The organism is Ensifer sp. MJa1 (genome assembly GCF_037026475.1).
Lineage (GTDB): Bacteria > Pseudomonadota > Alphaproteobacteria > Rhizobiales > Rhizobiaceae > Ensifer.
In genome coordinates, this window is record NZ_JAKUMO010000008.1 from 124,119 (window position 1) to 144,826 (window position 20,708).

Here is a 20,708-nt window from a genome sequence, read left to right on the forward strand (position 1 = left end):
CCGGCGGCGCATTGGTTTTCAAGGCCGCGGTGATGCATGAAAATGGCATTTTTTAGCCGTGGTGCCAACAGCTTGCAAGGATTGCTCATGTAAGTTTGGACGAATTGCGCACAGGCGTTTCGGCCCCAAACCGGCCGCCGCGCGCGCCCCGATGGCACGTAGTTCCAGCTATTTCAAATGCCCCCTTCCAGGCCTCATCGCGTATGGCAGACGATGTCAAACGTGAAGCGACGAGGAAGGTTCCCTCGAAATCAATAAAAGCGCGAGCGGTATCAGCCCACCTGCTCGGTAATCCACTCGCGAAAGGCAAGGCTGATCGGGTTCTCGAGTTTGCCCTCGGGCACGGCAAGATAGTAGCTGTTTTCCGTCTGCATCGGCCGATCCAGCACGATCTGCAAGGTGCCCGCGGCCAGTTCCTGCTCGATCAGGTAGCGTGGCAAAAGCGCAAAACCGAGCCCGGCGGTCGCCGCCTCGATCACCATGGCGAACTGGTCGAAACGGTTGCCGCGATAGGCGCCCCTCCCGTCCATGTCGTTGGCCTCGAACCATTGCGCCCAGAGCTTCGGCCGGGTGGCGAGATGCAGCATCGGCCCTGTGACGATATCTTCCGGGGATGCAACCGGATGCGCTGCCAGCATGGCGGGACTTGCGGCCGGCACGATGATCTCGCTGCAGAGGTAGCTGCAAGTCGCTCGCGCCCAGACGGGCTGGCCATAATGAATGGCGAGGTCGAAATTCTGTTCCTCGAAATCGAACGGCGCCGAGCGCGAGGCGATGTTGATCACCGTGTCCGGATGGCGCTTGAGGAAGTCGGGAAGCCGCGGCACCAGCCAGCGACTACCGAAGGTCGGCAGCGATGCAATCGACAGCGTCGAGTCCGCCCGCGCCGACGCCATGGCCCGCACCATCAGTTCCTCGGTCTGGTTGAGCAGGCGCCGGACCTCGGGCAGGAACTTCTGTCCGGCATCCGACAGGATCACGCGCTGGCGCACGCGCTCGAACAGGAGCACGCCAAGCTGGTTTTCGAGATCCTTGATCTGGCGGCTGACGGCACTCTGGGTCAGGTTCAGCTCGGCCGCGGCCTGCGTGAAGCTGCCATGTCGCGCCGCGCACTCGAACGCCTGCAGCGTCGTTACGTCGGGAACCAGCCTGCGGCTCAACTTCATTCCGCCCTCGCATCAACATAGTCAGAAGCAACGCGATCAATGGCCAGTTCGATCGGATATCATCCGAAATGAGAATGACCTTGTCCTTCACCCATAGCGCGAGGCGAGCCCCAGTGAAAGAGAATAGTTTCGTATCGGCCGATGACATCCGTTCGGCCTTTTCCGCCGCCATGTCGGTCATGTACCGCGAAGAGGTGCCGGCCTATGGCACGCTGATGGAGCTGGTTGCCAAGGTAAACGACGATGCGCTCGCCGCCGACCCGGCCCTGAAGGAGCGTCTTGACGCGACTGACTCGCTTGATCGCATTTCCGAAGAGCGTCACGGCGCGATCCGGCTCGGCACGCCGGCCGAACTTGCGATGATGCGCCGCGTCTTTGCCGTCATGGGCATGTACCCGGTCGGTTACTACGATCTGTCGACCGCCGGCGTCCCGGTTCATTCGACCGCCTTCCGCCCGGTCGGCGAGACCGCGCTGAAGCGCAACCCCTTCCGCGTCTTCACTTCGCTGCTGCGCCTCGACCTGATTGCCGACGAAGCGTTGCGTGCCGAAGCCGAGATTGTCCTTTCCGCGCGCCATATCTTCACAGCCGGCGCCGTGAAACTGACGGAAAAGGCCGAACGCGACGGCGGCCTCGACAAGGCGGAGGCCGAGCGCTTCGTCTCGGAAGTGCTTGAAACCTTCCGCTGGCACGACAAGGCCAATGTCAGCGCCGACATGTACAAGCGCCTGCATGACGCCCACCGCCTGATCGCCGATGTCGTTTCCTTCAAGGGCCCGCACATCAACCACCTGACGCCGCGCACGCTCGACATCGACAAGGTGCAGGCGCTGATGCCGGAATATGCGATTGCCCCGAAGGCCGTCGTCGAGGGCCCGCCGACCCGTAAGTGCCCGATCCTGCTTCGCCAGACTTCGTTCAAGGCGCTGGAAGAGCCGGTTTCCTTTAGGGATGCCGACGGCACCTGGAAGGCCGGTTCGCACACCGCCCGCTTCGGCGAGATCGAACAGCGCGGCATAGCGCTGACGCCGAAGGGCCGCGCGCTCTATGACGACCTGCTCGACGCCTCGCGCAAGATCGTCCGCCCGGCTGCCGACGGCTCCAATGCCCGCGAATACGAAGCAGCCCTTGCCAAGGCTTTCGAGCCCTTCCCGGACACCTGGGCAGGCATCCGCGAAGCCGGGCTCGGCTATTTCAGCTACTCGCTGACGGAAAAGGGCCGCAAGGCCGGGATTTCCGCCAAGCGCGACATCGAAGCGCTGATCGCCGACGGCCTCGTCCAGTTCGACGCCATCGTTTACGAAGACTTCCTGCCGGTCAGCGCCGCAGGTATCTTCCAGTCGAACCTCGGCGACAGCGCCCAGCAGGACTTCGTTGCCAGCCCGAACCAGAAGCGCTTCGAGAGCGATCTCGGCGCCACAGTTCTCAACGAGTTCGACCACTATGCCGGGATCGAACAGGCTTCGATCGAAAACTGCATCCGGGCCTTGACCGGTGCCATCGCTGCGGAATGATGCTTACCCCATGATCGACCAACGGCACATCGACGCGCTCGCCGGCATCCTTGGAGACAAGGGTGTCGTCACGCGTCCGGAAGATCTGGAAGCCTACGAGACCGGCGCGCGCTATGATCGCGGCCGGACATCGCTCGTGCTACGGCCGGCGACGACCGAGGAGGTTTCCGCCGCCGTCGCCTATTGCGTGGCGAACGGCATCGCGCTGATCCCACAATCCGGCAACACCGGGCTTGTCTCCGGCTCGACCCCGGATCAGTCCGGCGATGAAGCCGTGCTCAGCCTCGACCGGCTGGCGAAGCGCTTCGAACTCGACCTCGACAACCGTTCGGTACGTCTCGATGCCGGCTTCCGGCTGTCCGATCTCAACCGGCGGCTGGAAGAGCACGGGCTGTTCTTCCCGATCGACCTTGGTGCCGACCCGCGCATCGGCGGCATGATCGCCACCAACACCGGCGGCTCGCGCTTCCTGAAATATGGCGACGTACGCCGCAATACGCTCGGCCTCAAGGTCGTGCTGGCGGACGCCGAAGGCACCGTGCTCGACCTGCAATGTGACCTGCGCAAGAACAACACCGGCGTCGACTGGAAACAGCTTTTCGTCGGCACGTCAGGCGCCTTCGGCATTGTCACCGAGTGTGTGCTCAACCTCGAGCGCCTGCCGCAGCAGACCGCGACCGCGCTGCTGGTTCCGGCAAGTGGCGCGCAGGTGCTGCCGCTGCTGCGGGCCATGGAAGAGCGCCTCGGCGCCTATCTCTCGGCCTTCGAGGGCATGTCGAGCAATTCCGTCAGGGCCGCCTTTGCCCACGTGCCGTCTCTGAAAAACCCGTTCCAGGGCGGTAACGTGCCTGATTACGTCATCCTAGCCGAGATCAGCCGCACCTGGGCCCCGCGTGAAGGCGAGCAATCGCTCGACGCCGTGCTTGAGACCGCACTCGCCGAGATCTGGGAGATGGAGGAGGCACCGCTCGCCGATGCCTTCGTCGGCCCGCCACACGAAATCTGGGCGCTGCGCCACGCGCTGTCCGAGGGCGTCAAGCATCTCGGCAAGCTGATCGCCTTCGACGTCTCCTTCCGCCGGGGTGACATCATGGCCTTCTGCGACCATATGAAGGCCGAAATGCCCTCGAAATTCCCCGATGTGACCGTCTGCGATTTCGGCCATATCGGCGACGGCGGCGTGCACTTCAACCTCGTCGTTCCGAAGGACAGCCCGCTTCTCAAGGACGAAACCTTCGAACCGCGGCTTCGCGAATGGGTTTTCGCCGTCGCCGTCGAGGAGTATCACGGCAGCTTCAGCGCGGAACATGCGATCGGCCGCCGCAATCAGGCCTATTACGACTTTTATACGCCAGACAAACTCAAGGATATGGCCGCGGGCCTGAAGACGCTGACCTCACCGGGCAAACTCGGCAGCGTGCGTTTCGGATAGGCCAGAGTGGATTGAGGAAAAGCGTGTGCGGTTTTCCGCCCGCATTCCGCTCCAACGAATGATCTAAACCAATAAAACGGGAGTCAGACCATGAACATCGCAACCAAGAAAGTCGACGTGACCAAGGAAGCTGCAGCGCTTCTCGAAAAGATGGGCGTCGCCAAGGAACTCTACACCGGCGGCGACATGCCGTCCTACAGCCCCGTCACCGGCGAAAAGATCGGCAATCTCAAGACGGTTTCGGCCGCCGAAGCCGCCGCCAAGATCGAAAAGGCCCATGAGGCCTTCAAGGCCTGGCGCCTCGTTCCGGCGCCGAAGCGCGGCGAGCTGATCCGCCTGCTCGGCGAAGAACTGCGCGCGTTTAAGGCCGACCTCGGCCGCCTGGTTTCGATCGAAGCCGGCAAGATCACGTCGGAAGGCCTCGGCGAAGTCCAGGAAATGATCGACATCTGCGATTTCGCCGTCGGTCTTTCGCGCCAGCTCTACGGCCTGACGATCGCCACCGAGCGTCCCGGCCACCGCATGATGGAAACCTGGCATCCGCTCGGCGTCGTCGGCGTGATCTCGGCCTTCAACTTCCCGGTCGCCGTCTGGTCGTGGAACACGGCGCTGGCCCTCGTCTGCGGCAACTCCGTCGTCTGGAAGCCGTCGGAAAAGACCCCGCTGACGGCCCTTGCCTCGCAGGCGATCTTCGAGCGCGCCGTCGCCCGCTTCGGTGATGCCCCGGAAGGCCTGTCACAGGTGCTGATCGGCGATCGCGCCATCGGTGAAGTCCTCGTCGACAACCCGAAGGTTCCGCTCGTATCGGCCACCGGATCCACCCGCATGGGCCGCGACGTCGGTCCGCGCCTTGCCAAGCGCTTCGCCCGCGCCATCCTCGAACTCGGTGGCAACAATGCCGGCATCGTTTGCCCCTCGGCCGATCTCGACATGGCGCTGCGCGCCATCGCCTTCGGCGCCATGGGCACCGCCGGTCAGCGTTGCACCACCATGCGCCGCCTCTTCGTACACGAAAGCGTCTACGACCAGCTCGTTCCGCGCCTGAAGAAGGCCTATGGTTCGGTTTCGGTCGGCAACCCGCTGGAATCGACCGCCCTCGTCGGCCCGCTGGTCGACAAGGCTGCCTTTGACGGCATGCAGAAGGCAATCGCTGAAGCCAAGTCGCACGGTGGCAGCGTCACCGGCGGCGAACGCGTCGAGCTCGGCTATGACAACGGCTACTACGCCAAGCCGGCTCTCGTCGAAATGCCTGTCCAGGCCGGCCCGGTCTTTGAAGAAACCTTCGCGCCGATCCTCTACGTCATGAAGTACAGCGACTTCGACGCCGTTCTTGACGACCACAATGCGGTCGCAGCCGGCCTGTCGTCCTCGATCTTCACCCGCGACATGCAGGAATCGGAACGCTTCCTCGCCGTCGACGGCTCGGATTGCGGCATCGCCAACGTCAACATCGGCACCTCGGGCGCTGAAATCGGCGGCGCCTTCGGTGGCGAAAAGGAAACCGGCGGCGGTCGCGAATCCGGCTCGGACTCGTGGAAGGCCTACATGCGCCGCGCCACCAACACGGTGAACTATTCGAAGGCTCTGCCGCTGGCGCAGGGCGTGTCGTTCGACATCGAATAACCGGCGCACCCAGGTAGGCAACGACCATGACCATCAACCAAACGGTCAAGGAGGCGGGCTTTCAGCCCGCCTCGCGGATCTCCTCGATCGGAGTGTCCGAAATCCTCAAGATCGGCGCCCGCGCGCAGGCGATGAAGCGCGAAGGTCAGCCGGTGATCATTCTGGGCGCCGGCGAGCCGGACTTCGACACGCCGGATTATGTCAAGGATGCCGCCTGCGAGGCGATCAAGCGCGGCGACACCAAATACACCGCACTCGACGGCACGCCGGAGCTGAAGAAGGCGATCCGCGAAAAATTCCAGCGTGAAAACGGCCTTGCCTACGAGCAGGACGAGATCACGGTGGCAACGGGCGCCAAGCAGATCCTGTTCAACGCCATGATGGCGTCGATCAATCCCGGCGACGAAGTGGTCATCCCGACGCCCTACTGGACCTCCTATTCGGATATCGTCCAGATCTGCGAAGGCAAGCCGGTCCTGATCCCCTGCAATGCCTCCTCCGGCTTCCGGCTGACGGCCGACAAGCTCGAAGCGGCAATCACGCCGAAAACGCGTTGGGTGCTGCTCAACTCGCCGTCGAACCCGTCGGGTGCCGCCTACAGCGCTGCCGACTACCGGCCGCTGCTCGATGTTCTCCTGAAGCACCCGCACGTGTGGCTGCTGGTCGACGACATGTACGAGCACATCGTCTATGACGGCTTCCGCTTCGTCACGCCGGCCCAGCTCGAGCCCAGGCTCAAGGACCGCACGCTCACGGTCAACGGCGTTTCCAAGGCCTATGCCATGACCGGCTGGCGTATCGGCTATGCCGGTGGCCCGCGGGATCTGATCAAGGCGATGGCCGTGGTTCAGAGCCAGGCGACCTCCTGCCCCTCCTCGGTCAGCCAGGCCGCTTCGGTGGCAGCGCTCACCGGTCCGCAGGAGTTCCTGCATGAGCGCACCGCGAGCTTCCAGCACCGTCGCGATCTGGTCGTCAATGGCCTCAACGCCATAGCCGGTCTCGACTGCCGCGTTCCGGAAGGTGCGTTCTACACCTTCTCCGGCTGCGCCGGCATGCTCGGCAAGGTCACGCCCTCGGGCAAGAGGATCGAGACGGATACGGACTTCTGCGCCTACCTGCTCGACGACGCCCATGTCGCCGTCGTTCCGGGCTCGGCCTTCGGTCTCTCGCCGTTCTTCCGCATCTCCTATGCGACCTCGGAAGCGGAGCTGAAGGGAGCGCTGACGCGCATCGCCGACGCCTGCGCGCGGCTTTCTTAGTCGGGTCATAAGCGGGCGCTCTGAACTCGGAAACGCCCCTCACCCTAGCCCTCTCCCCGCTTGCGGGGAGAGGGGACAGCGTCGAGATCGCTGCACCAACCCCTTTTCCACACGACGAATCTTCTGCCTTCGCTCCGCACGGAGCGCAGCTGCTTGGCGTGCCCCCAGGTATTGAGAGGGATATGCGGCAGCGGGATGAGGGGCAGTCCCGAACTCCTCCCCGTCAAAACGTTGGCGGCGTACAGGCGCTGATCACTTCGCAGGGCACAGGCCCGACGCAGCGAAACCGATGCGGTCGCCGGCTTTCGAAGTAGTAGGCATCCCCCGGCCCAAGAATGCGCCGCTCGTCGTCGACCGTGACCTCGATGCGGCCCGAAAGCACGATGCCCCCCTCCTCGCCGTCATGCACCAGCGGCACCTTCCCGGTGTCGGCGCCCGGCTGATAGACCTCTTTGAGGATCTGCAGGCTGCGGCCGAAGAGGTTTTCGCCGATCTGGCGATAGGAGATCGGTCCCTTGCCGATCTCCACCAGTTCTTCCGCCGCATAAAACGCCTTGCGCGGCTTCTCCGGCTCGAAGGAAAAGAACTCCGCAAGCCCGATCGGGATGCCGTCGAGAATGCGCTTGAGCGCGCCGACGGACGGGTTGGAGGCGTTCGATTCGATCAGCGAGATCGTCGAGTTGGTGACGCCCGCCCGCTTGGCGAGTTCACGCTGCGACAGATTGTGCATCAGCCTCAGATGGCGAAGCCGGTTTCCGATGTCGACGCTCACGGTGCACGTTTCCCTGTTCAGGTTGTTCGGAATAGCGCAAATACGCCATACCATAGCATTTAAAATCAATGCTTTAACTGACAGCAGAAAAGGACTTGTTTGGCAAATCAAATCATGGCGTCAATCGCCGACTTCAGGAGGATGCCATGAACCAGCACACCAAACCCAACGCCCCCGTTCTCGACAGCTATTGGATGCCGTTTACCGCCAACCGGCAGTTCAAGCAGGCGCCGCGCCTGCTCGCCTCGGCCGAAGGCATGCACTACACCAGCACTGATGGCCGCACGATCCTCGACGGCACCGCCGGGCTCTGGTGCGTCAACGCCGGCCACGGCCGCCGCCAGATCGCGGCCGCCGTCGAGCGCCAGCTTTCGACCATGGATTTTGCCCCCTCCTTCCAGATGGGCCATCCGATCGCCTTCGATTTCGCCGAGCGCCTCGCCGAGATCGCGCCCGGCCCTGAAGGCCAGAAGCTCGACCGCGTGTTCTTCACCGGATCCGGCTCGGAATCGGTCGACACGGCGTTGAAGATCGCGATCGCCTACCAGCGCGCGATCGGCCAGGGCACCCGCACGCGCTTGATCGGCCGCGAGCGCGGCTATCACGGCGTCGGTTTCGGCGGCATCTCGGTCGGCGGCATCCTCAACAACCGCCGCGTCTTCCCACAGCTGCCGGGTTCGGACCATCTGCGCCATACGCATGACCCCGCCAAGAACGCCTTCGTCAAGGGTCAGCCGGAACACGGCGCCGAGCTTGCCGACGATCTTGAGCGTCTGGTGGCGCTGCATGGCGCCGAGACCATCGCCGCCTGCATCGTCGAACCGGTCGCCGGCTCCACCGGCGTGCTGATCCCGCCGAAGGGCTATCTCGAGCGCCTGCGCGCCATCTGCGACAAGCACGGCATCCTCCTGATCTTCGACGAAGTCATCACCGGCTTTGGCCGCCTCGGCGCCGCCTTCGCCACCGACTACTTCGGCGTCACCCCTGATATGGTGACGGCGGCCAAGGGTCTCACCAACGGCGCCATCCCGATGGGCGCAGTCTTTGCCAGCCGCAAGGTGCACGACGCGCTGATGCATGGCCCGGAAAACGCGATCGAACTCTTCCACGGCTACACCTATTCCGGCCACCCGGCCGCCTGCGCCGCCGGTATTGCCACGCTCGACATCTACCGCGACGAGGACCTGATGACCCGCGCCGTCGAGCTGCAGGACGCTTGGCACGACGCCATGCATTCGCTCAAAGGTCTGCCCAATGTCATCGACATCCGCACGATCGGGCTCATTGCCGGCATCGAGCTGCAATCGCGCGACGGTGCGATCGGCGCCCGCGCCTATGACGTCTTCGTCGATTGCTTCGAAAAGGGCCTGCTGATCCGCGTCACCGGCGACATCATCGCCTTCTCGCCGCCGCTGATCGCCGAAGAAAAGCATTTCGGCGAGATCGTTTCGATCCTCGGCGATGCGCTGAAGCGCGCCAAGTAAGTCTAACCGAAACAAGTCAAAACAACGTCGCCGCCGAAGACTTCGGCGGCGGCGTTTGCTTTTCGAACGGCAGGCCGAATCCGGCTAATCTTTCGCGAAAGAACCGCGCCCTAACGGATCAGCAGCGCCCGGAAATCGTTGACGTTGGTGCCGGTCGGTCCCGGCACGAAGAGATCGCCGCTCGCCGAAAAGGCCGTCCAGGCATCGTGGCAGGCGAGACTGAGCCGCGGATCGATGCCCGCTGCCCGCATGCGGGCGATGCTCTCGCCATCAGCAAAGGCCCCGGCATTGTCTTCCGAGCCATCGATGCCGTCCGTATCAGCCGCGAGCGCATCGATCCCCGACACGCCATCGATATCGAGTGCCAGCGACAGCAGAAACTCGCTGTTGCGCCCGCCCTTGCCGTAATCCTTGCCGGAAATTGTCACCGTCGTCTCGCCGCCGGACAAAAGCACCACCGGCTTGTCGAAGGGACGGTTTCTCAGCGCCACCTCGCGGGCAAGGGCCGCATGCATGCGGCCGATGTCGCGCGCCTCGCCTTCGATCGCATCGGAAAGGATGCGCGTCTCGATGCCGAGTTCGCGTGCCTTGGTGGCGGCCGCCTCGAGCGAAACGCTCGCCGAAGCAATCACATGGCATTCATGCCGGGAAAACCGCGGATCGTCGGGGTCGGGTGCTCCAGCCGCCTCCGAACGCAGATGCATCATCACACCGTCGGGAAGTTCCATCCGGTAGCGAGCAACGATCTCGAGCGCCTCCGCCGCCGTGCTGCGATCCGGCACGGTCGGGCCCGAAGCAACGAAGGCCGGGTTGTCGCCCGGCACGTCAGAGACGACGAGGCTGACGACACGCGCCGGAAATGCCGCCGCGGCGAGCCGTCCGCCCTTGATCCGTGACACGTGCTTGCGCACGACGTTCATCGCCGAGATCGGCGCCCCTGAGGCAAGCAGCGCCTTGTTGACGGCAATCTCATCGGCAAGGGTCAGACCCGCGGGTGGTGCCGGCAGCAACGCCGAACCGCCGCCGGAGATCAGCGCGATGACGAGGTCGTCCGAGGTCAGTCCAGCAACGGCCTTGAGCAACGCATTCGATGCGGCAAGCCCAGCTTCATCCGGCACCGGATGGGCCGACTGCAGCACGGTGATCGACTCGCAATGCTCCACCGGACCGTGGCGCGCCACCACCGTGCCACTAAAGGGGTGCTGCCAAAGCTTCTCGAAGGCGGCCGCCATCTGGCTCGCCGCCTTGCCGGCGCCAACGACCACCGTCCGCCCCTTCGGCAGGTCGGGCAGATGCGCCTGGATCGCCTCGTAGGGGTCGGCGGCTCGAACGGCTTCCTCGAACAACCGGGTCAGGAAGGGGCGCGCTTCAATCATGGCTTTCGCTCAGTCGGCTATTTCGAGGTCGTAGACGAAGATGCCGGCAATGCCGCCTTCGGCCGCTGCCACGATCTTGGCGCCGGTCTTGCGATGCTCCTCGTCCTCCAGATAGGCGTCGCGTGCGGCCGCATCGGTAAAGTCGACGATGAAGCCTTCGCCAAAGCCTTTGTCCATGCCTTCCTCCGGGCTGACATTCGCGCCGATATGGGCGGCGAGAAAGCCGCGCAAACGCGCCTTCAGCGCGGCGATCTCCGCAAAGATGGCCGCTTTCTCCTCGCTGGAAATTTCGGGGCGGAAACGGATGAAGACACAGTGGCGGATCATGGGGACCTCAACGGATATCGGCGCGGGCGCGCGGGCGGCTGTCGTTTCGTTCGTGGGCGAAGATCGCCGGCGGCAGGGGTTGATGTTCACGGATGATGTCTGCGCCCTTCTCGCCCATCATGATCGTCGGCCCGTTGGTGTTGCAAGAGGGAACGCGCGGCATCACCGAGCTGTCGCAGACGCGCAGGCCTTCGAGCCCGCGCACCTTCAGGTCGAGACCGACGACGGCCGTCGCATCCGTACCCATCTTGCAGGTGCCGACGGGGTGGTGGTCGGTCTTGGCGTTGGCGCAACCATAGTCGAAGAACTGCTCATCGCTGACGACCGAATTGCCCGGAAGACGCTCCGCCAGCACGAAGGGCTTGAGGGCTGCCTGCTGCATGATTTCGCGAGCGATCTTCAGGCCCTCGATCGACATCTTGCGGTCGTGCGGGTCTTCCCAGTAGTTGGGATCGATCAGCGGCGCTGCGGCCGGATCGGAGGATTTGAGCCGCACGGTCCCGCGCGAGCGCGGATGCAGATAGGCCGAATTCAGCGTCACGCCCGCATTCTTCAGCTTCTCGACGCCGGCCTCGATGCCGGAACCGAGACCCAAGTGGAACTGGATATCGGGCGAACGGGCGTTCGGATCGGCGTACCAGAAGCCGCCGGTTTCAAACAGCGAGGACGCGACCGGCCCGGAGCGGAAGAGCACATATTGCAGCCCAGCCCATAGCGTACGATGGAGTTTCGCCACGCCGTCATAGGTGTGGTCGCCGGTGCATTCGGAAATCACGAAGAGATCGAGGTGATCCTGCAGGTTGCCGCCGACGCCCGGCAGGTCATGTTTCACCGAAACGCCTGCTGACTTCAGGTGATCGGCCGGACCAATGCCGGATTGCAGCAGTAGCTTCGGCGATCCGATGGCGCCGGAGGAAACAAGCACCTCCCGCTCCGCCCGGACGATCTCGCTGCCCTTGGCCGTGACAACCTCGACGCCGACGGCGCGTGTGCCTTCAAGCACGATCCGCGCCACGCGCGCGCCGGTGCGAACCGTCAGGTTGCGCCGGTCCTTGATCGGCGAAAGGTAAGCAAGCGACGCACTCGAGCGACGGCGGTTGCGCTGGGTGAGCTGGTAGAAACCGACGCCCGCCTGCTGGCGGCCGTTGAAATCATGGTTGTAGGGAATGCCGAGCTCCTGGCCGGCACGGATATAGGCGTCGCAGATCGGTAGCGCCGAAACCGGCATCGAGACGCCGAGCGGCCCGCCATAGGCATGATAGTCGTCGGCAAAGCGCTGGTTGTCTTCCGAGCGCTTGAAATAGGGAAGCACGCTGCGATAGTCCCAGCCGGTGCAGCCGTCCTCGGAGGCCCAAAGGTCGTAGTCGGCGGCATTGCCGCGGGTGTAGAGCTGGGCGTTGATCGACGAGCCGCCGCCGATGACCTTGGCCTGGGTGTAGCGCAGTACCCTGCCCTTCATGTGCTTCTGCGGCACCGTTTCCCAGCCCCAACTGGCGACCCCTTTGGTCATCTTGGCAAAGCCCGCCGGCATGTGGAACAGCGGGTTCCAGTCGCCGCCGCCGGCTTCCAGCAACAGGACACGCACCGACGGATCCTCGGACAGCCGATTGGCAAGAACGCAGCCGGCCGGGCCGGCACCGGTGATGATGTAGTCGTAGCTCATTCCCTGTTTTCCTCCACCGCCGCCATTTGGAACGTTCCAAATTTTCGGCGTGTTCAACTCAGTTCCGCCCGTACTGACGAGCCCATATTTCCTGCGCTATTCCTAGAGTCGGCCGATCGAAAGCCCGCCATCCGCCTGGATGACCGAGCCCGTCGCAAAGCCGAATTTGCCGCCGGCAAGCGAGGCAGCGATGTTGCCGATATCGTCGGGTTCGCCCCAGCGGCGCATCGGCACCAGCCCGCCGTCGATGAGGGCGTCGTATTTTGCCGAGACGCCGGCGGTCATGTCGGAGCGAATAATGCCCGGCCGGACCTCGAAAACGGAGATGCCGGTGTTGGCAAGCCGGAGCGCCAGCCCCTGGCTGAAAGCGGCAAGACCGGCCTTGGTCATGCAATAGTCGAGCCTCTCCGGCGAGGTCATCGTTGCCGAAACCGAGGTGATGTTGATGATCGAGCGTGGTGTCGGACCGCCCGGATCGGTCAGCATCGAGAGCAGAACGGCCTGGGTGAAAAACACCGTGCCGCGCAAGTTCGTGGCGACGATCGTGTCGAAATTCTCCGGCAGAAGGTCGAGGAAATCGCCGCGGACCACCGAGGCGATGCCGGCATTGTTGACGAGGCAGCGGATAGGGCCGAGCTCGGCGCGAATGCGCTCGACGGTCGCCGCATGACCGCCGACATCGGCAAGATTCGCCTCGATGTAGATGGCCCGGCCGCTATCGCCCGCAAGTTCGGACAGCGTCTGCGCGGTCGTGGCATCTGCGGCACCAAGCCCGGTAATCGCGATATCGAATCCTTCACGGGCAAGCGCACGGGCAACGCCGAGACCGATGCCGCGGCGACCGCCGGTGACGATGGCGACGGGACGCGTCGATGACGTCATGATCGGATCTCCTTCGCAAGGATATGGTCGGCGACCCTCAGCGCCTGGGCGGCAATTGTCAGCGCGGGGTTGACGGCGGCGGACGTCGGCAGGCAGCCGGCATCGACGACGAAGAGATTGGGATGATCAAAGGCGCGGCAGTAGGTATCGAGCGGCGCGTCCTTCGGGTCCTTGCCCATCCGAACCGTGCCGCACTGGTGCGACGGCGTGCGCTTATCAAACGGCTGGGACAGAACGATCGGATAACCGGCCGCCTTGAAATGCTCCCGCATCTTTGCCTCGAGGCTGGAGAGCGCTTCCATGTTGGAGCGCCGCCACTGCATGATGATGCCCTTGCCGTCGACCATGATGCGGCTTTCCGGGTTCGGCAGGTCCTCCGTCATCATGTACCAGTCGACCGCATGACCGGCCATCAGGTCGAAGGCGAAGCGTGGACCCCAGACCGGTGCATTGGCCTTGAGGATGTCGGCGTTGATCTTGCCGAGCAGTTGCACATTGCCGAGCGGAAGATCGTTCCTGCCGCCGGTCAGGTAATAGTCGTTGAGCATCAGCGTCTTCTGGTAGACGCTGTCATTGCGCTTGAACGGGCTGATCGCCAGCATGGCGCTGCAATTGTGGTTCATGAAGTTGCGACCGACCTGGTCGGAGGCGTTCGCCAGCCCCTTGCCGTCGCCGGAGCGCAACAGAATGGCGGCCGAATTGATCGCGCCCGCCGACAGGATCACCAGCTTTGGCGACAGCTTCTTCTTCTCGCCTCGATGGGTGTAATGGATCGCCCCGATCCGGCCCCCCGGACCGGCCTCCAGCGTATCGACATGCGCCGAGGTGATCAGCTCGATGTTCGGATCGTTCAGCGCGGCAGCGAGCGGCGCGGTCTCGGCGTCCTTCTTGCCCTTTCCGGTGTTCGGAAACCCGTCCCAGGGCGTGCGCCCGCCGGCAAGCCACGTGTCGATATCGACGCCGAGCGGCAGCGTCGCCGGATGCAGCCCCTGCGCCTTCAGCTCAGTGCGGGCACGGGCGATGGCCGGCTCGTCCGGTACCGGACCAAAGCTATAGGGCGAGCTATGGAACGGCTCCGTCGGGTCGTCGCCCAGTTCACCACGCACCTCGAACAATCGCTCGGCCTTGCCGTACCACGGTTCCAGCTCCTCGTAGGGGAAGGGCCAGGCCGGCGAAATGCCGCCGAGATGTTGCATCTCGGTGAAGTCCTCGGCGCGGTAGCGCAGGAGCACCGCGCCGAAGAGCTTGGAGTTGCCGCCGACGAAATAGAAGTTTCCCGGATTGAACTCAGTCCCGTCAGGCTCGCGCCACATCTCCCTCGGCCGGAAGTGACCCTTGACGAAGATCGAACTGTAGTTGCGCGCCTCCGGCGTATCGGGCAGCCGCTCGCCGCGCTCGAGGATGGCGATGCGGGCACCGGAGCCAGCAAGCCCCGCCGCAAGCGTGGAGCCGCCGATCCCCGACCCGATGATGACGATGTCCGGCTGCTCCTGCATGATCGGTTACGCGATCCGCTGCTGGCTCTGCGGATCGAAGAACACCGCCTTGTCGAGGTTGAAGGCAAGCCGCGACGTCTGGCCGGCCGCGATACGGGCATCGGCTCTGAGCCGGGCAACGATTTCCTTGCCACCAAGACGGGTGACCGCGAAGGTGTCGGAACCGGCAGGCTCGACCACCTCGATCAGGCAATCGCCTTCGGCGACGACCTTGGCATTGCGGTCGGCACCGTCAGGATCGGTCAGCGCTTCCGGGCGGATGCCGAAGACCACGTCCTTGCCGGCATAGGCCGAAAGCGCGCCGTTGGCATGTGGCATCGCGAGCTTCAGCGGTTCGGCATTCGGCCGCGCCAGTGTCACGGCAACATCGGAGCCGCTCTTTTCGATCCGTGCGGTCAGAAGGTTCATTGCCGGCGAACCCATGAAGTCGGCGACGAACATGTTGGCCGGGTTGTTATAGATCTCGGCCGGCGTTCCGAACTGCTGCAGCACGCCGTCCTTCAGGACCGCGATCTTGGTCGCCAGCGTCATCGCCTCGATCTGGTCGTGGGTGACGTAGACGATCGTCGTCTTCATGCGGTTGTGCAGCCGCTTGATTTCCGTGCGCATGTCGACGCGCAGCTTGGCGTCAAGGTTGGAAAGCGGCTCGTCGAACAGGAAGACCTGCGGGTTGCGCACAAGTGCACGGCCCATGGCGACGCGTTGGCGCTGGCCGCCGGAAAGCTGGCTCGGCTTGCGATCGAGGAGATGGCCGATCTGCAGCATGTCGGCGACTTGGCGGATCGCCTTCTCGCGTTCTTCCTTCGGCACGCCGCGGATTTCCATGCCGAAGGCGATGTTCCCGGCGACCGTCATGTTCGGATAGAGCGCGTAGGACTGGAACACCATGGCGATGTCGCGCTTCGACGGATGCAGATCCGAGACCGAGCGACCCTTGATGGCGATGTCGCCCGAGGTGATCGGCTCCAGCCCGGCAATGGTGTTGAGCAGCGTGGACTTGCCACAGCCGGACGGGCCGACGAGCACCAGAAAGCCGCCTTCCTCGATCTCCAGGTTGATGTCCTTCAGGATCTCGAGCGAGCCATAGGATTTGCGCAGGTTGCTGATTTTCAAGAAAGACATGAGCTTATCCTTTCACGGCGCCCGACATCAGCCCGCGAACAAAGTAGCGGCCGGACACGATGTAGACGATGAGCGTTGGCAGGGCGGCAAGGATCGCGCCCGCGAAGTGGACGTTGTATTCCTTGACGCCTGTCGAGGATGCAACGAGGTTGTTGAGCGCGACCGTCATCGGCGTCGAATAGGGTCCGGAAAAGGACGCGCCGAACAGGAAGTCGTTCCAGATGTTGGTGAACTGCCAGATGACCGAGACGACGATGATCGGGCCGGAGGACGGCAACAGGATGCGCCAGAAGATCTGGAAGAAGCTGGCGCCGTCGATCTGCGCTGCGCGCACCAGCTCCGTCGGGAAGGCCTCATAGTAGTTGCGGAAATAGAGCGTCGTGAAGCCGATGCCGTAGATCACGTGCACCATGATCAGGCCCCAGATCGAACCGGCAAGCCCGAGGATGCCAAGGATGCGCGCCATCGGGATCAGCACGATCTGGAACGGGATGAAGCAGGACAAGAGCAGCATGCCAAAGAAGATGTTGGCACCGGGAAAGCGCCACTTCGTCAGCACGTAGCCGTTCAGCGCCCCGACGATCGTCGAGATCGCCACGGCCGGCACCACCATCAGGATCGAGTTGATGAAGAAGGGTTTCAGGCCGGTCGGCTGCACGCCGATCTGCGCCGTCGACCAGGCCTGAAGCCAGGGCTCGACCGTGAAGGTCTGCGGCAGGTTGAGCATGCCCCCCTGGCGGATCTCGTCGAGCGGCTTCACCGAGTTCACCAGCATCACGTAGAGCGGCAGCAGCGAATAGAGCGCAAAGAGGATCAGTGCGGTGTAGATCAACGCCCGGGTGAGGCGGTTGTGCGAGATGATGTTGTCTGGGCTCGGAGTGCTCATCAGCGTTTTGCTCCGCGGATTTCGGAATAGAGATAGGGAACGATGATCGAGAAGATCATCACCAGCATGATGATCGCCGAGGACGCGCCGATGCCCATCTGGTTGCGGGTGAAGGTGTAGGAATACATGAAGGTCGCCGGCAGCTCGGTCGCCTGGCCCGGGCCACCGCCGGTCAAGGCGATGATCAGGTCGTAGGCCTTGATCGCCAGATGCGCGAGCACCACGAAGGCCGAGAGGAACACCGGCCGCATCAGCGGAATGATGATCCGGCGATAGATCGTCGAGGTCTTGGCGCCGTCGATCTGGGCTGCCTTGATGATCTCGTTGTCGACGCCGCGAAGGCCCGCCAGGAACATTGCCATGATGAAGCCGGTCGACTGCCAGACGGCGGCGATCACCACACAGTAGATCGCGTAGTTGCGATCCTTGATCCAGTTGAAGGAGAAGCTCTCCCAGCCCCACAGATGCATGGTGTTTTCAAGCCCGATGCCCGGGTCGAGGAACCACTTCCAGGCCGTTCCCGTGACGATGAAGGAAAGCGCCATCGGATAGAGATAGATTGGCCGCAGGAAACCTTCGGCGCGGATCTTCTGGTCGAGCAGGATCGCCAGTCCAAGGCCGAGCACGGAGCAGATGGCGATATAGAGTGCTGCGAAGATCGCCAGGTTGCTCACCGCCCGCCACCAGTGCGGCAGGGCCCACAGCTTGCCATAGTTGCTCAAGCCCACGAAATTGTAGGACGGCAGCATCTTGCTGTCGGTCATCGACAGGAAGCCGGTATAGGCAATGAAACCATAGACAAAGATCAGGACGATGAGGAAGCTCGGGGCAAGGACCAGCTTCGGTATCAGGTCCTGCAGTCGACTGCGGCTATCCATGAACGTTCACCACTTCTGGCGCGGCCGTCGGGAACAACCCTGATATCGGCATCCGCGCGAGGTTCTGGGTATCAAAGCGCCTTTCCGCGCGTCCCATTGGCCACGGCGGTTCGACGGCGCCTGCATGTCGGAATGGGTGTCCGGGGCGCGCTTGCAGCGCCCCGGAACGAGCCCGTTACTTCGCGGCTTCGACCGCCGAGACGAGTTCCTTGACGGCCTCGTCGGACGTCAGTTCGCCGTTGAACTCACGCGTCACGACGTCGTAGATCGCGTTCTTGACGGCAGCCGGGTTGGCATGGCCGTGCGCCATGGAACCGAAGAGCTTGCCGCTGGCATTGGCTTCGGCGAGGTCCTTGATGCCCTTCTTGCCGCAGGCGTCGAAGTCCGTGTCCGGAACGTCGGTGCGGGCCGGGACCGAGCCCTTGACCACGTTGAAGGCCGACTGGAAGGTCGGGCTTTCGATGGCCGAAGCCATGGCGAGCTGTGCCGGCACCTTGTCGTCGGCAACCTTGAACATCGCGAACTGGTCGGAGTTGAAGGTAACAGAGCCCTGCGTGCCCGGGAAGCGCATGCAGACGAAGTCGGTGCCCGGCACCTTCTTGGCCTTCAGGAACTCACCCTTTGCCCAGTCGCCCATGAACTGCAGGCCGGCCTTGTTCTCGATGACCATGGCCGAAGCGAGGTTCCAGTCACGGCCGGAGAAGTTGTCGTCGACATAGGAGCGCAGCTTCGTCATGCGATCGAAGGCTTCCTTCATCTTGTCGCCGCCGAGCGCTGCCGGGTCGAGATCGATGAAGGCCTGCTTGTAGAAGTCCGTGCCGAGCGAAAGTACGACGGCGTCGAAGATCGTCGCGTCCTGCCAGGGCTGGCCGCCATGGGCGATCGGGGTGATGCCTTGAGCCTTGAAGTTGTCGAGAAGCGCGATCAGCTCATCCCAGTTGGCCGGCTCCTTGCCGCCAGCCTTGTCGAGTGCCGCCTTGTTGATCCAGACCCAGTTGGTCGAGTGAACGTTGACCGGAGCTGCGATCCAGTGGCCGTCATACTTCGAGAACTGCTGCAGGGCCGTCGGGACAACCTTGTCCCAGCCTTCCTTGGCAGCCGTTTCGTCGAGGTTGCCGAGTGCGCCTTCCTTGGCCCAGTCGAGAATGTCGAAGCCGAGCATCTGAACGGCGGTCGGGGCATTGCCCGCGGTGACGCGAGCGCGCAGAACGGTCATGGCTTCCGTACCGCCACCACCGGCAACCGGCATGTCGGTCCAGGAAATACCCTTGCTTTCCAGATCCTTCTTCAGAACGTCGAGTGCGGCGGCTTCGCCACCGGAAGTCCACCAGTGCAGCACTTCCACATTCTCGGCTGCGCGCGCGGCGGTGGCCGCCATCATCAGCGCCACAACGGCCGTCGTCGTCATCAACTTGCGCATCGTTATCCTCCCGTTTGCAAGTTTTCGAAGTGGAACCTCCTTCCACCCCGGAATTCGCGCCGCTTGAGCCAGCGGCTGGCCATTTAAAACGTTATAAATTCAGCAAGTCAAGCATTCCGCGATTTTGTATTTTAGCGCCTTCAGAACCTTTTGAAATTACTGAATTATATAGCACACTTTGGCTTGTGCGACGCAGCATTTCATCTCGCGTTGCGAGATTTAAAACGTTTGCATGATTCGATTGCCTAAGCGTTCGTGCCACGTTACAAAATCCGCTCTCGCCCGCTTTCAGGATGACTAGCATTGGCCGATCCCTCCAAGCCCGCCCACGCCGAAGACAGTGGTTCCGCCGCCAAACGCGGCAAGCCGACCCTTCGCACGATCGCGGAAATCACCGGCCTTGCGGTCACCACCGTGTCCCGCGCGCTCTCCGATGCGCCGCAGATCTCGCTTGATACCCGCAAGCGGGTGCGCGAAGTGGCCGACGAGATTGGTTACTCGCCCGATCGCGCCGCCCAGCGCCTGAAGACCGGCCGCACCAATGTCATCGGCGTGCTGCTCGACCCGCATGAGGAAATCCTCGGCTACGGCACCTCGATCATGAGCGGCATCGCCAAGGCACTGCAGGGCACCGCCTACCACCTGATCGTCATGCCGAACTTCCTGAACTCGACCAATGTCGAAGCGGTCAACTACATTACCCGCAACGCCATGGCCGACGGCCTGATCTTCTCGCGCACGGAACCGCTCGATCCGCGTGTCCGACTGCTCTCCGATCTCGGCTTTCCCTTCGTCACACACGGGCGCACCGAGCTTTCGACCCCACACCCCTATGTCGACTACGACAACTTCACCTTTTCCTACCAGGCAACGAAGCGACTGATCGCCAAGGGCAGGCGCAAGCCGGCGCTGATCAGCGGACCCGCCGGCTTCACCTTCGCCGGCCATCTGCAACACGGCTTCATGACCGCCGTGCGCGAGGCCGGCTGCGCCTACGAAATCCTCTCGGGCATCGATCTCGACAGCCCCGCCGGCGCGATCCGTGATCGCGTCCGCCAGCGCTACGCCGAACCCGACCCGCCGGACAGTTTCATGTGCGGTGGCGAGGTCTGCGCGCTCGCGACCATCACCGGCATGAGCGATTGCGGACTGACGCTCGGCCGCGAATACGACATCGTCGCCAAGCAGACCTCGCATCTGCTGAGCGCCATTCAGCCGCAGGTCGAGACGATCTACGAAGACCTGACGGCAACCGGCGAGGACATGGGCCGGGTGCTTCTGCAGCGTATCGGCGGCGAGAGCGACGTCAGCAGGCTGCAACTGCTGCTCTGTCCGCAGATCCCCTCGAGCTTCGACGCAGCCGGCTAGGCGGGCGGAGCGAGCGCAAAGGACGGCGCCGTGCGGCGCT

The 20,708-nt window shown here is 63.4% G+C and carries 17 protein-coding genes; 6 read left to right on the forward strand and 11 right to left on the reverse strand.

Going from position 1 to position 20,708, the window contains the following annotated elements; all coding sequences use genetic code 11:
- Positions 1 to 272: 272 nt before the first annotated feature.
- Positions 273 to 1,166, reverse strand: a complete 894-nt coding sequence (locus MKZ91_RS13385; RefSeq protein WP_336171349.1) for a LysR family transcriptional regulator — start codon at positions 1,164 to 1,166, stop codon at positions 273 to 275.
- 113 nt (positions 1,167 to 1,279) lie between these two features.
- Between MKZ91_RS13385 and hglS the strand changes: the two genes are divergently transcribed.
- The 4 genes from hglS to MKZ91_RS13405 all read left to right on the forward strand — a co-directional run bounded on the left by hglS (position 1,280) and on the right by MKZ91_RS13405 (position 6,994).
- A complete protein-coding gene (gene hglS / locus MKZ91_RS13390; protein ID WP_336171350.1) occupies positions 1,280 to 2,680 on the forward strand; it encodes a 2-oxoadipate dioxygenase/decarboxylase HglS in 1,401 nt (466 codons plus the stop codon).
- 10 nt (positions 2,681 to 2,690) lie between these two features.
- Positions 2,691 to 4,112 (forward strand): FAD-binding oxidoreductase, encoded by a 1,422-nt coding sequence (locus tag MKZ91_RS13395; protein ID WP_336171351.1) that lies wholly within the window; start codon positions 2,691 to 2,693, stop codon positions 4,110 to 4,112.
- A 90-nt stretch (positions 4,113 to 4,202) separates the two neighbouring features.
- Positions 4,203 to 5,735 (forward strand): L-piperidine-6-carboxylate dehydrogenase, encoded by a 1,533-nt coding sequence (gene amaB / locus MKZ91_RS13400; protein WP_275021913.1) that lies wholly within the window; start codon positions 4,203 to 4,205, stop codon positions 5,733 to 5,735.
- Positions 5,736 to 5,761: 26 nt separating this feature from the next.
- Entirely contained in the window at positions 5,762 to 6,994 is a 1,233-nt protein-coding gene (locus tag MKZ91_RS13405; protein ID WP_336171352.1) for a pyridoxal phosphate-dependent aminotransferase, read from the forward strand.
- 223 nt (positions 6,995 to 7,217) lie between these two features.
- On the opposite strand, the gene MKZ91_RS13410 is transcribed toward MKZ91_RS13405, so the two are convergent.
- Positions 7,218 to 7,766: a cupin domain-containing protein gene (locus tag MKZ91_RS13410; RefSeq protein ID WP_065374039.1), complete on the reverse strand. Its 549-nt coding sequence runs from the start codon at positions 7,764 to 7,766 to the stop codon at positions 7,218 to 7,220.
- 146 nt (positions 7,767 to 7,912) lie between these two features.
- Between MKZ91_RS13410 and MKZ91_RS13415 the strand changes: the two genes are divergently transcribed.
- A complete protein-coding gene (locus MKZ91_RS13415; RefSeq protein WP_336171353.1) occupies positions 7,913 to 9,250 on the forward strand; it encodes an aspartate aminotransferase family protein in 1,338 nt (445 codons plus the stop codon).
- Positions 9,251 to 9,360: 110 nt separating this feature from the next.
- Here the strand turns inward: MKZ91_RS13415 and MKZ91_RS13420 are convergent, their stop codons facing one another.
- From MKZ91_RS13420 to MKZ91_RS13460, 9 genes are all read right to left on the reverse strand, one after another.
- Positions 9,361 to 10,626, reverse strand: a complete 1,266-nt coding sequence (locus MKZ91_RS13420) for a glycerate kinase type-2 family protein (protein ID WP_336171354.1) — start codon at positions 10,624 to 10,626, stop codon at positions 9,361 to 9,363.
- 9 nt (positions 10,627 to 10,635) lie between these two features.
- Positions 10,636 to 10,953 (reverse strand): Dabb family protein, encoded by a 318-nt coding sequence (locus tag MKZ91_RS13425; protein WP_336171355.1) that lies wholly within the window; start codon positions 10,951 to 10,953, stop codon positions 10,636 to 10,638.
- 7 nt (positions 10,954 to 10,960) lie between these two features.
- Positions 10,961 to 12,616 carry a GMC family oxidoreductase gene (locus MKZ91_RS13430; protein ID WP_336171356.1) on the reverse strand — a complete coding sequence of 552 codons (1,656 nt, stop codon included), beginning with the start codon at positions 12,614 to 12,616 and terminating at the stop codon, positions 10,961 to 10,963.
- A gap of 102 nt (positions 12,617 to 12,718) precedes the next feature.
- Positions 12,719 to 13,498 carry a 3-ketoacyl-ACP reductase gene (locus tag MKZ91_RS13435; protein ID WP_336171357.1) on the reverse strand — a complete coding sequence of 260 codons (780 nt, stop codon included), beginning with the start codon at positions 13,496 to 13,498 and terminating at the stop codon, positions 12,719 to 12,721.
- Positions 13,495 to 14,994: a GMC family oxidoreductase gene (locus MKZ91_RS13440; protein WP_336171358.1), complete on the reverse strand. Its 1,500-nt coding sequence runs from the start codon at positions 14,992 to 14,994 to the stop codon at positions 13,495 to 13,497. Before MKZ91_RS13440 ends, MKZ91_RS13435 begins: the two co-directional genes overlap by 4 nt.
- Positions 14,995 to 15,000: 6 nt before the next feature.
- Positions 15,001 to 16,116 (reverse strand): ABC transporter ATP-binding protein, encoded by a 1,116-nt coding sequence (locus MKZ91_RS13445; RefSeq protein ID WP_336171359.1) that lies wholly within the window; start codon positions 16,114 to 16,116, stop codon positions 15,001 to 15,003.
- A 4-nt stretch (positions 16,117 to 16,120) separates the two neighbouring features.
- Complete coding sequence (locus MKZ91_RS13450) at positions 16,121 to 17,002, reverse strand: carbohydrate ABC transporter permease (RefSeq protein WP_336171360.1); 882 nt, start codon at positions 17,000 to 17,002, stop codon at positions 16,121 to 16,123.
- A complete protein-coding gene (locus MKZ91_RS13455; protein WP_336171361.1) occupies positions 17,002 to 17,880 on the reverse strand; it encodes a carbohydrate ABC transporter permease in 879 nt (292 codons plus the stop codon). The genes MKZ91_RS13450 and MKZ91_RS13455 overlap by 1 nt, the downstream gene beginning before the upstream one ends.
- Positions 17,881 to 18,055: 175 nt before the next feature.
- Positions 18,056 to 19,288 carry an ABC transporter substrate-binding protein gene (locus MKZ91_RS13460; protein ID WP_442892278.1) on the reverse strand — a complete coding sequence of 411 codons (1,233 nt, stop codon included), beginning with the start codon at positions 19,286 to 19,288 and terminating at the stop codon, positions 18,056 to 18,058.
- A 315-nt stretch (positions 19,289 to 19,603) separates the two neighbouring features.
- Between MKZ91_RS13460 and MKZ91_RS13465 the strand changes: the two genes are divergently transcribed.
- Positions 19,604 to 20,668, forward strand: coding sequence for a LacI family transcriptional regulator (locus MKZ91_RS13465; RefSeq protein WP_336171363.1), 1,065 nt, complete (start codon positions 19,604 to 19,606; stop codon positions 20,666 to 20,668).
- Positions 20,669 to 20,708: the final 40 nt, after the last annotated feature.

Coding starts and splice junctions, on each gene's coding strand:
- MKZ91_RS13430 (WP_336171356.1), bottom strand. CDS start 12,616: ATGAGCTACGACTACATCATCACCGGTGCCGGCCCGGCCGGCTGCGTT.
- MKZ91_RS13385 (WP_336171349.1), bottom strand. CDS start 1,166: ATGAAGTTGAGCCGCAGGCTGGTTCCCGACGTAACGACGCTGCAGGCG.
- MKZ91_RS13405 (WP_336171352.1), top strand. CDS start 5,762: ATGACCATCAACCAAACGGTCAAGGAGGCGGGCTTTCAGCCCGCCTCG.
- MKZ91_RS13415 (WP_336171353.1), top strand. CDS start 7,913: ATGAACCAGCACACCAAACCCAACGCCCCCGTTCTCGACAGCTATTGG.
- MKZ91_RS13440 (WP_336171358.1), bottom strand. CDS start 14,994: ATGCAGGAGCAGCCGGACATCGTCATCATCGGGTCGGGGATCGGCGGC.
- MKZ91_RS13420 (WP_336171354.1), bottom strand. CDS start 10,626: ATGATTGAAGCGCGCCCCTTCCTGACCCGGTTGTTCGAGGAAGCCGTT.
- MKZ91_RS13425 (WP_336171355.1), bottom strand. CDS start 10,953: ATGATCCGCCACTGTGTCTTCATCCGTTTCCGCCCCGAAATTTCCAGC.
- MKZ91_RS13455 (WP_336171361.1), bottom strand. CDS start 17,880: ATGGATAGCCGCAGTCGACTGCAGGACCTGATACCGAAGCTGGTCCTT.
- MKZ91_RS13435 (WP_336171357.1), bottom strand. CDS start 13,498: ATGACGTCATCGACGCGTCCCGTCGCCATCGTCACCGGCGGTCGCCGC.
- MKZ91_RS13445 (WP_336171359.1), bottom strand. CDS start 16,116: ATGTCTTTCTTGAAAATCAGCAACCTGCGCAAATCCTATGGCTCGCTC.
- amaB (WP_275021913.1), top strand. CDS start 4,203: ATGAACATCGCAACCAAGAAAGTCGACGTGACCAAGGAAGCTGCAGCG.
- MKZ91_RS13450 (WP_336171360.1), bottom strand. CDS start 17,002: ATGAGCACTCCGAGCCCAGACAACATCATCTCGCACAACCGCCTCACC.
- MKZ91_RS13395 (WP_336171351.1), top strand. CDS start 2,691: ATGATCGACCAACGGCACATCGACGCGCTCGCCGGCATCCTTGGAGAC.
- MKZ91_RS13460 (WP_442892278.1), bottom strand. CDS start 19,288: ATGACGACGACGGCCGTTGTGGCGCTGATGATGGCGGCCACCGCCGCG.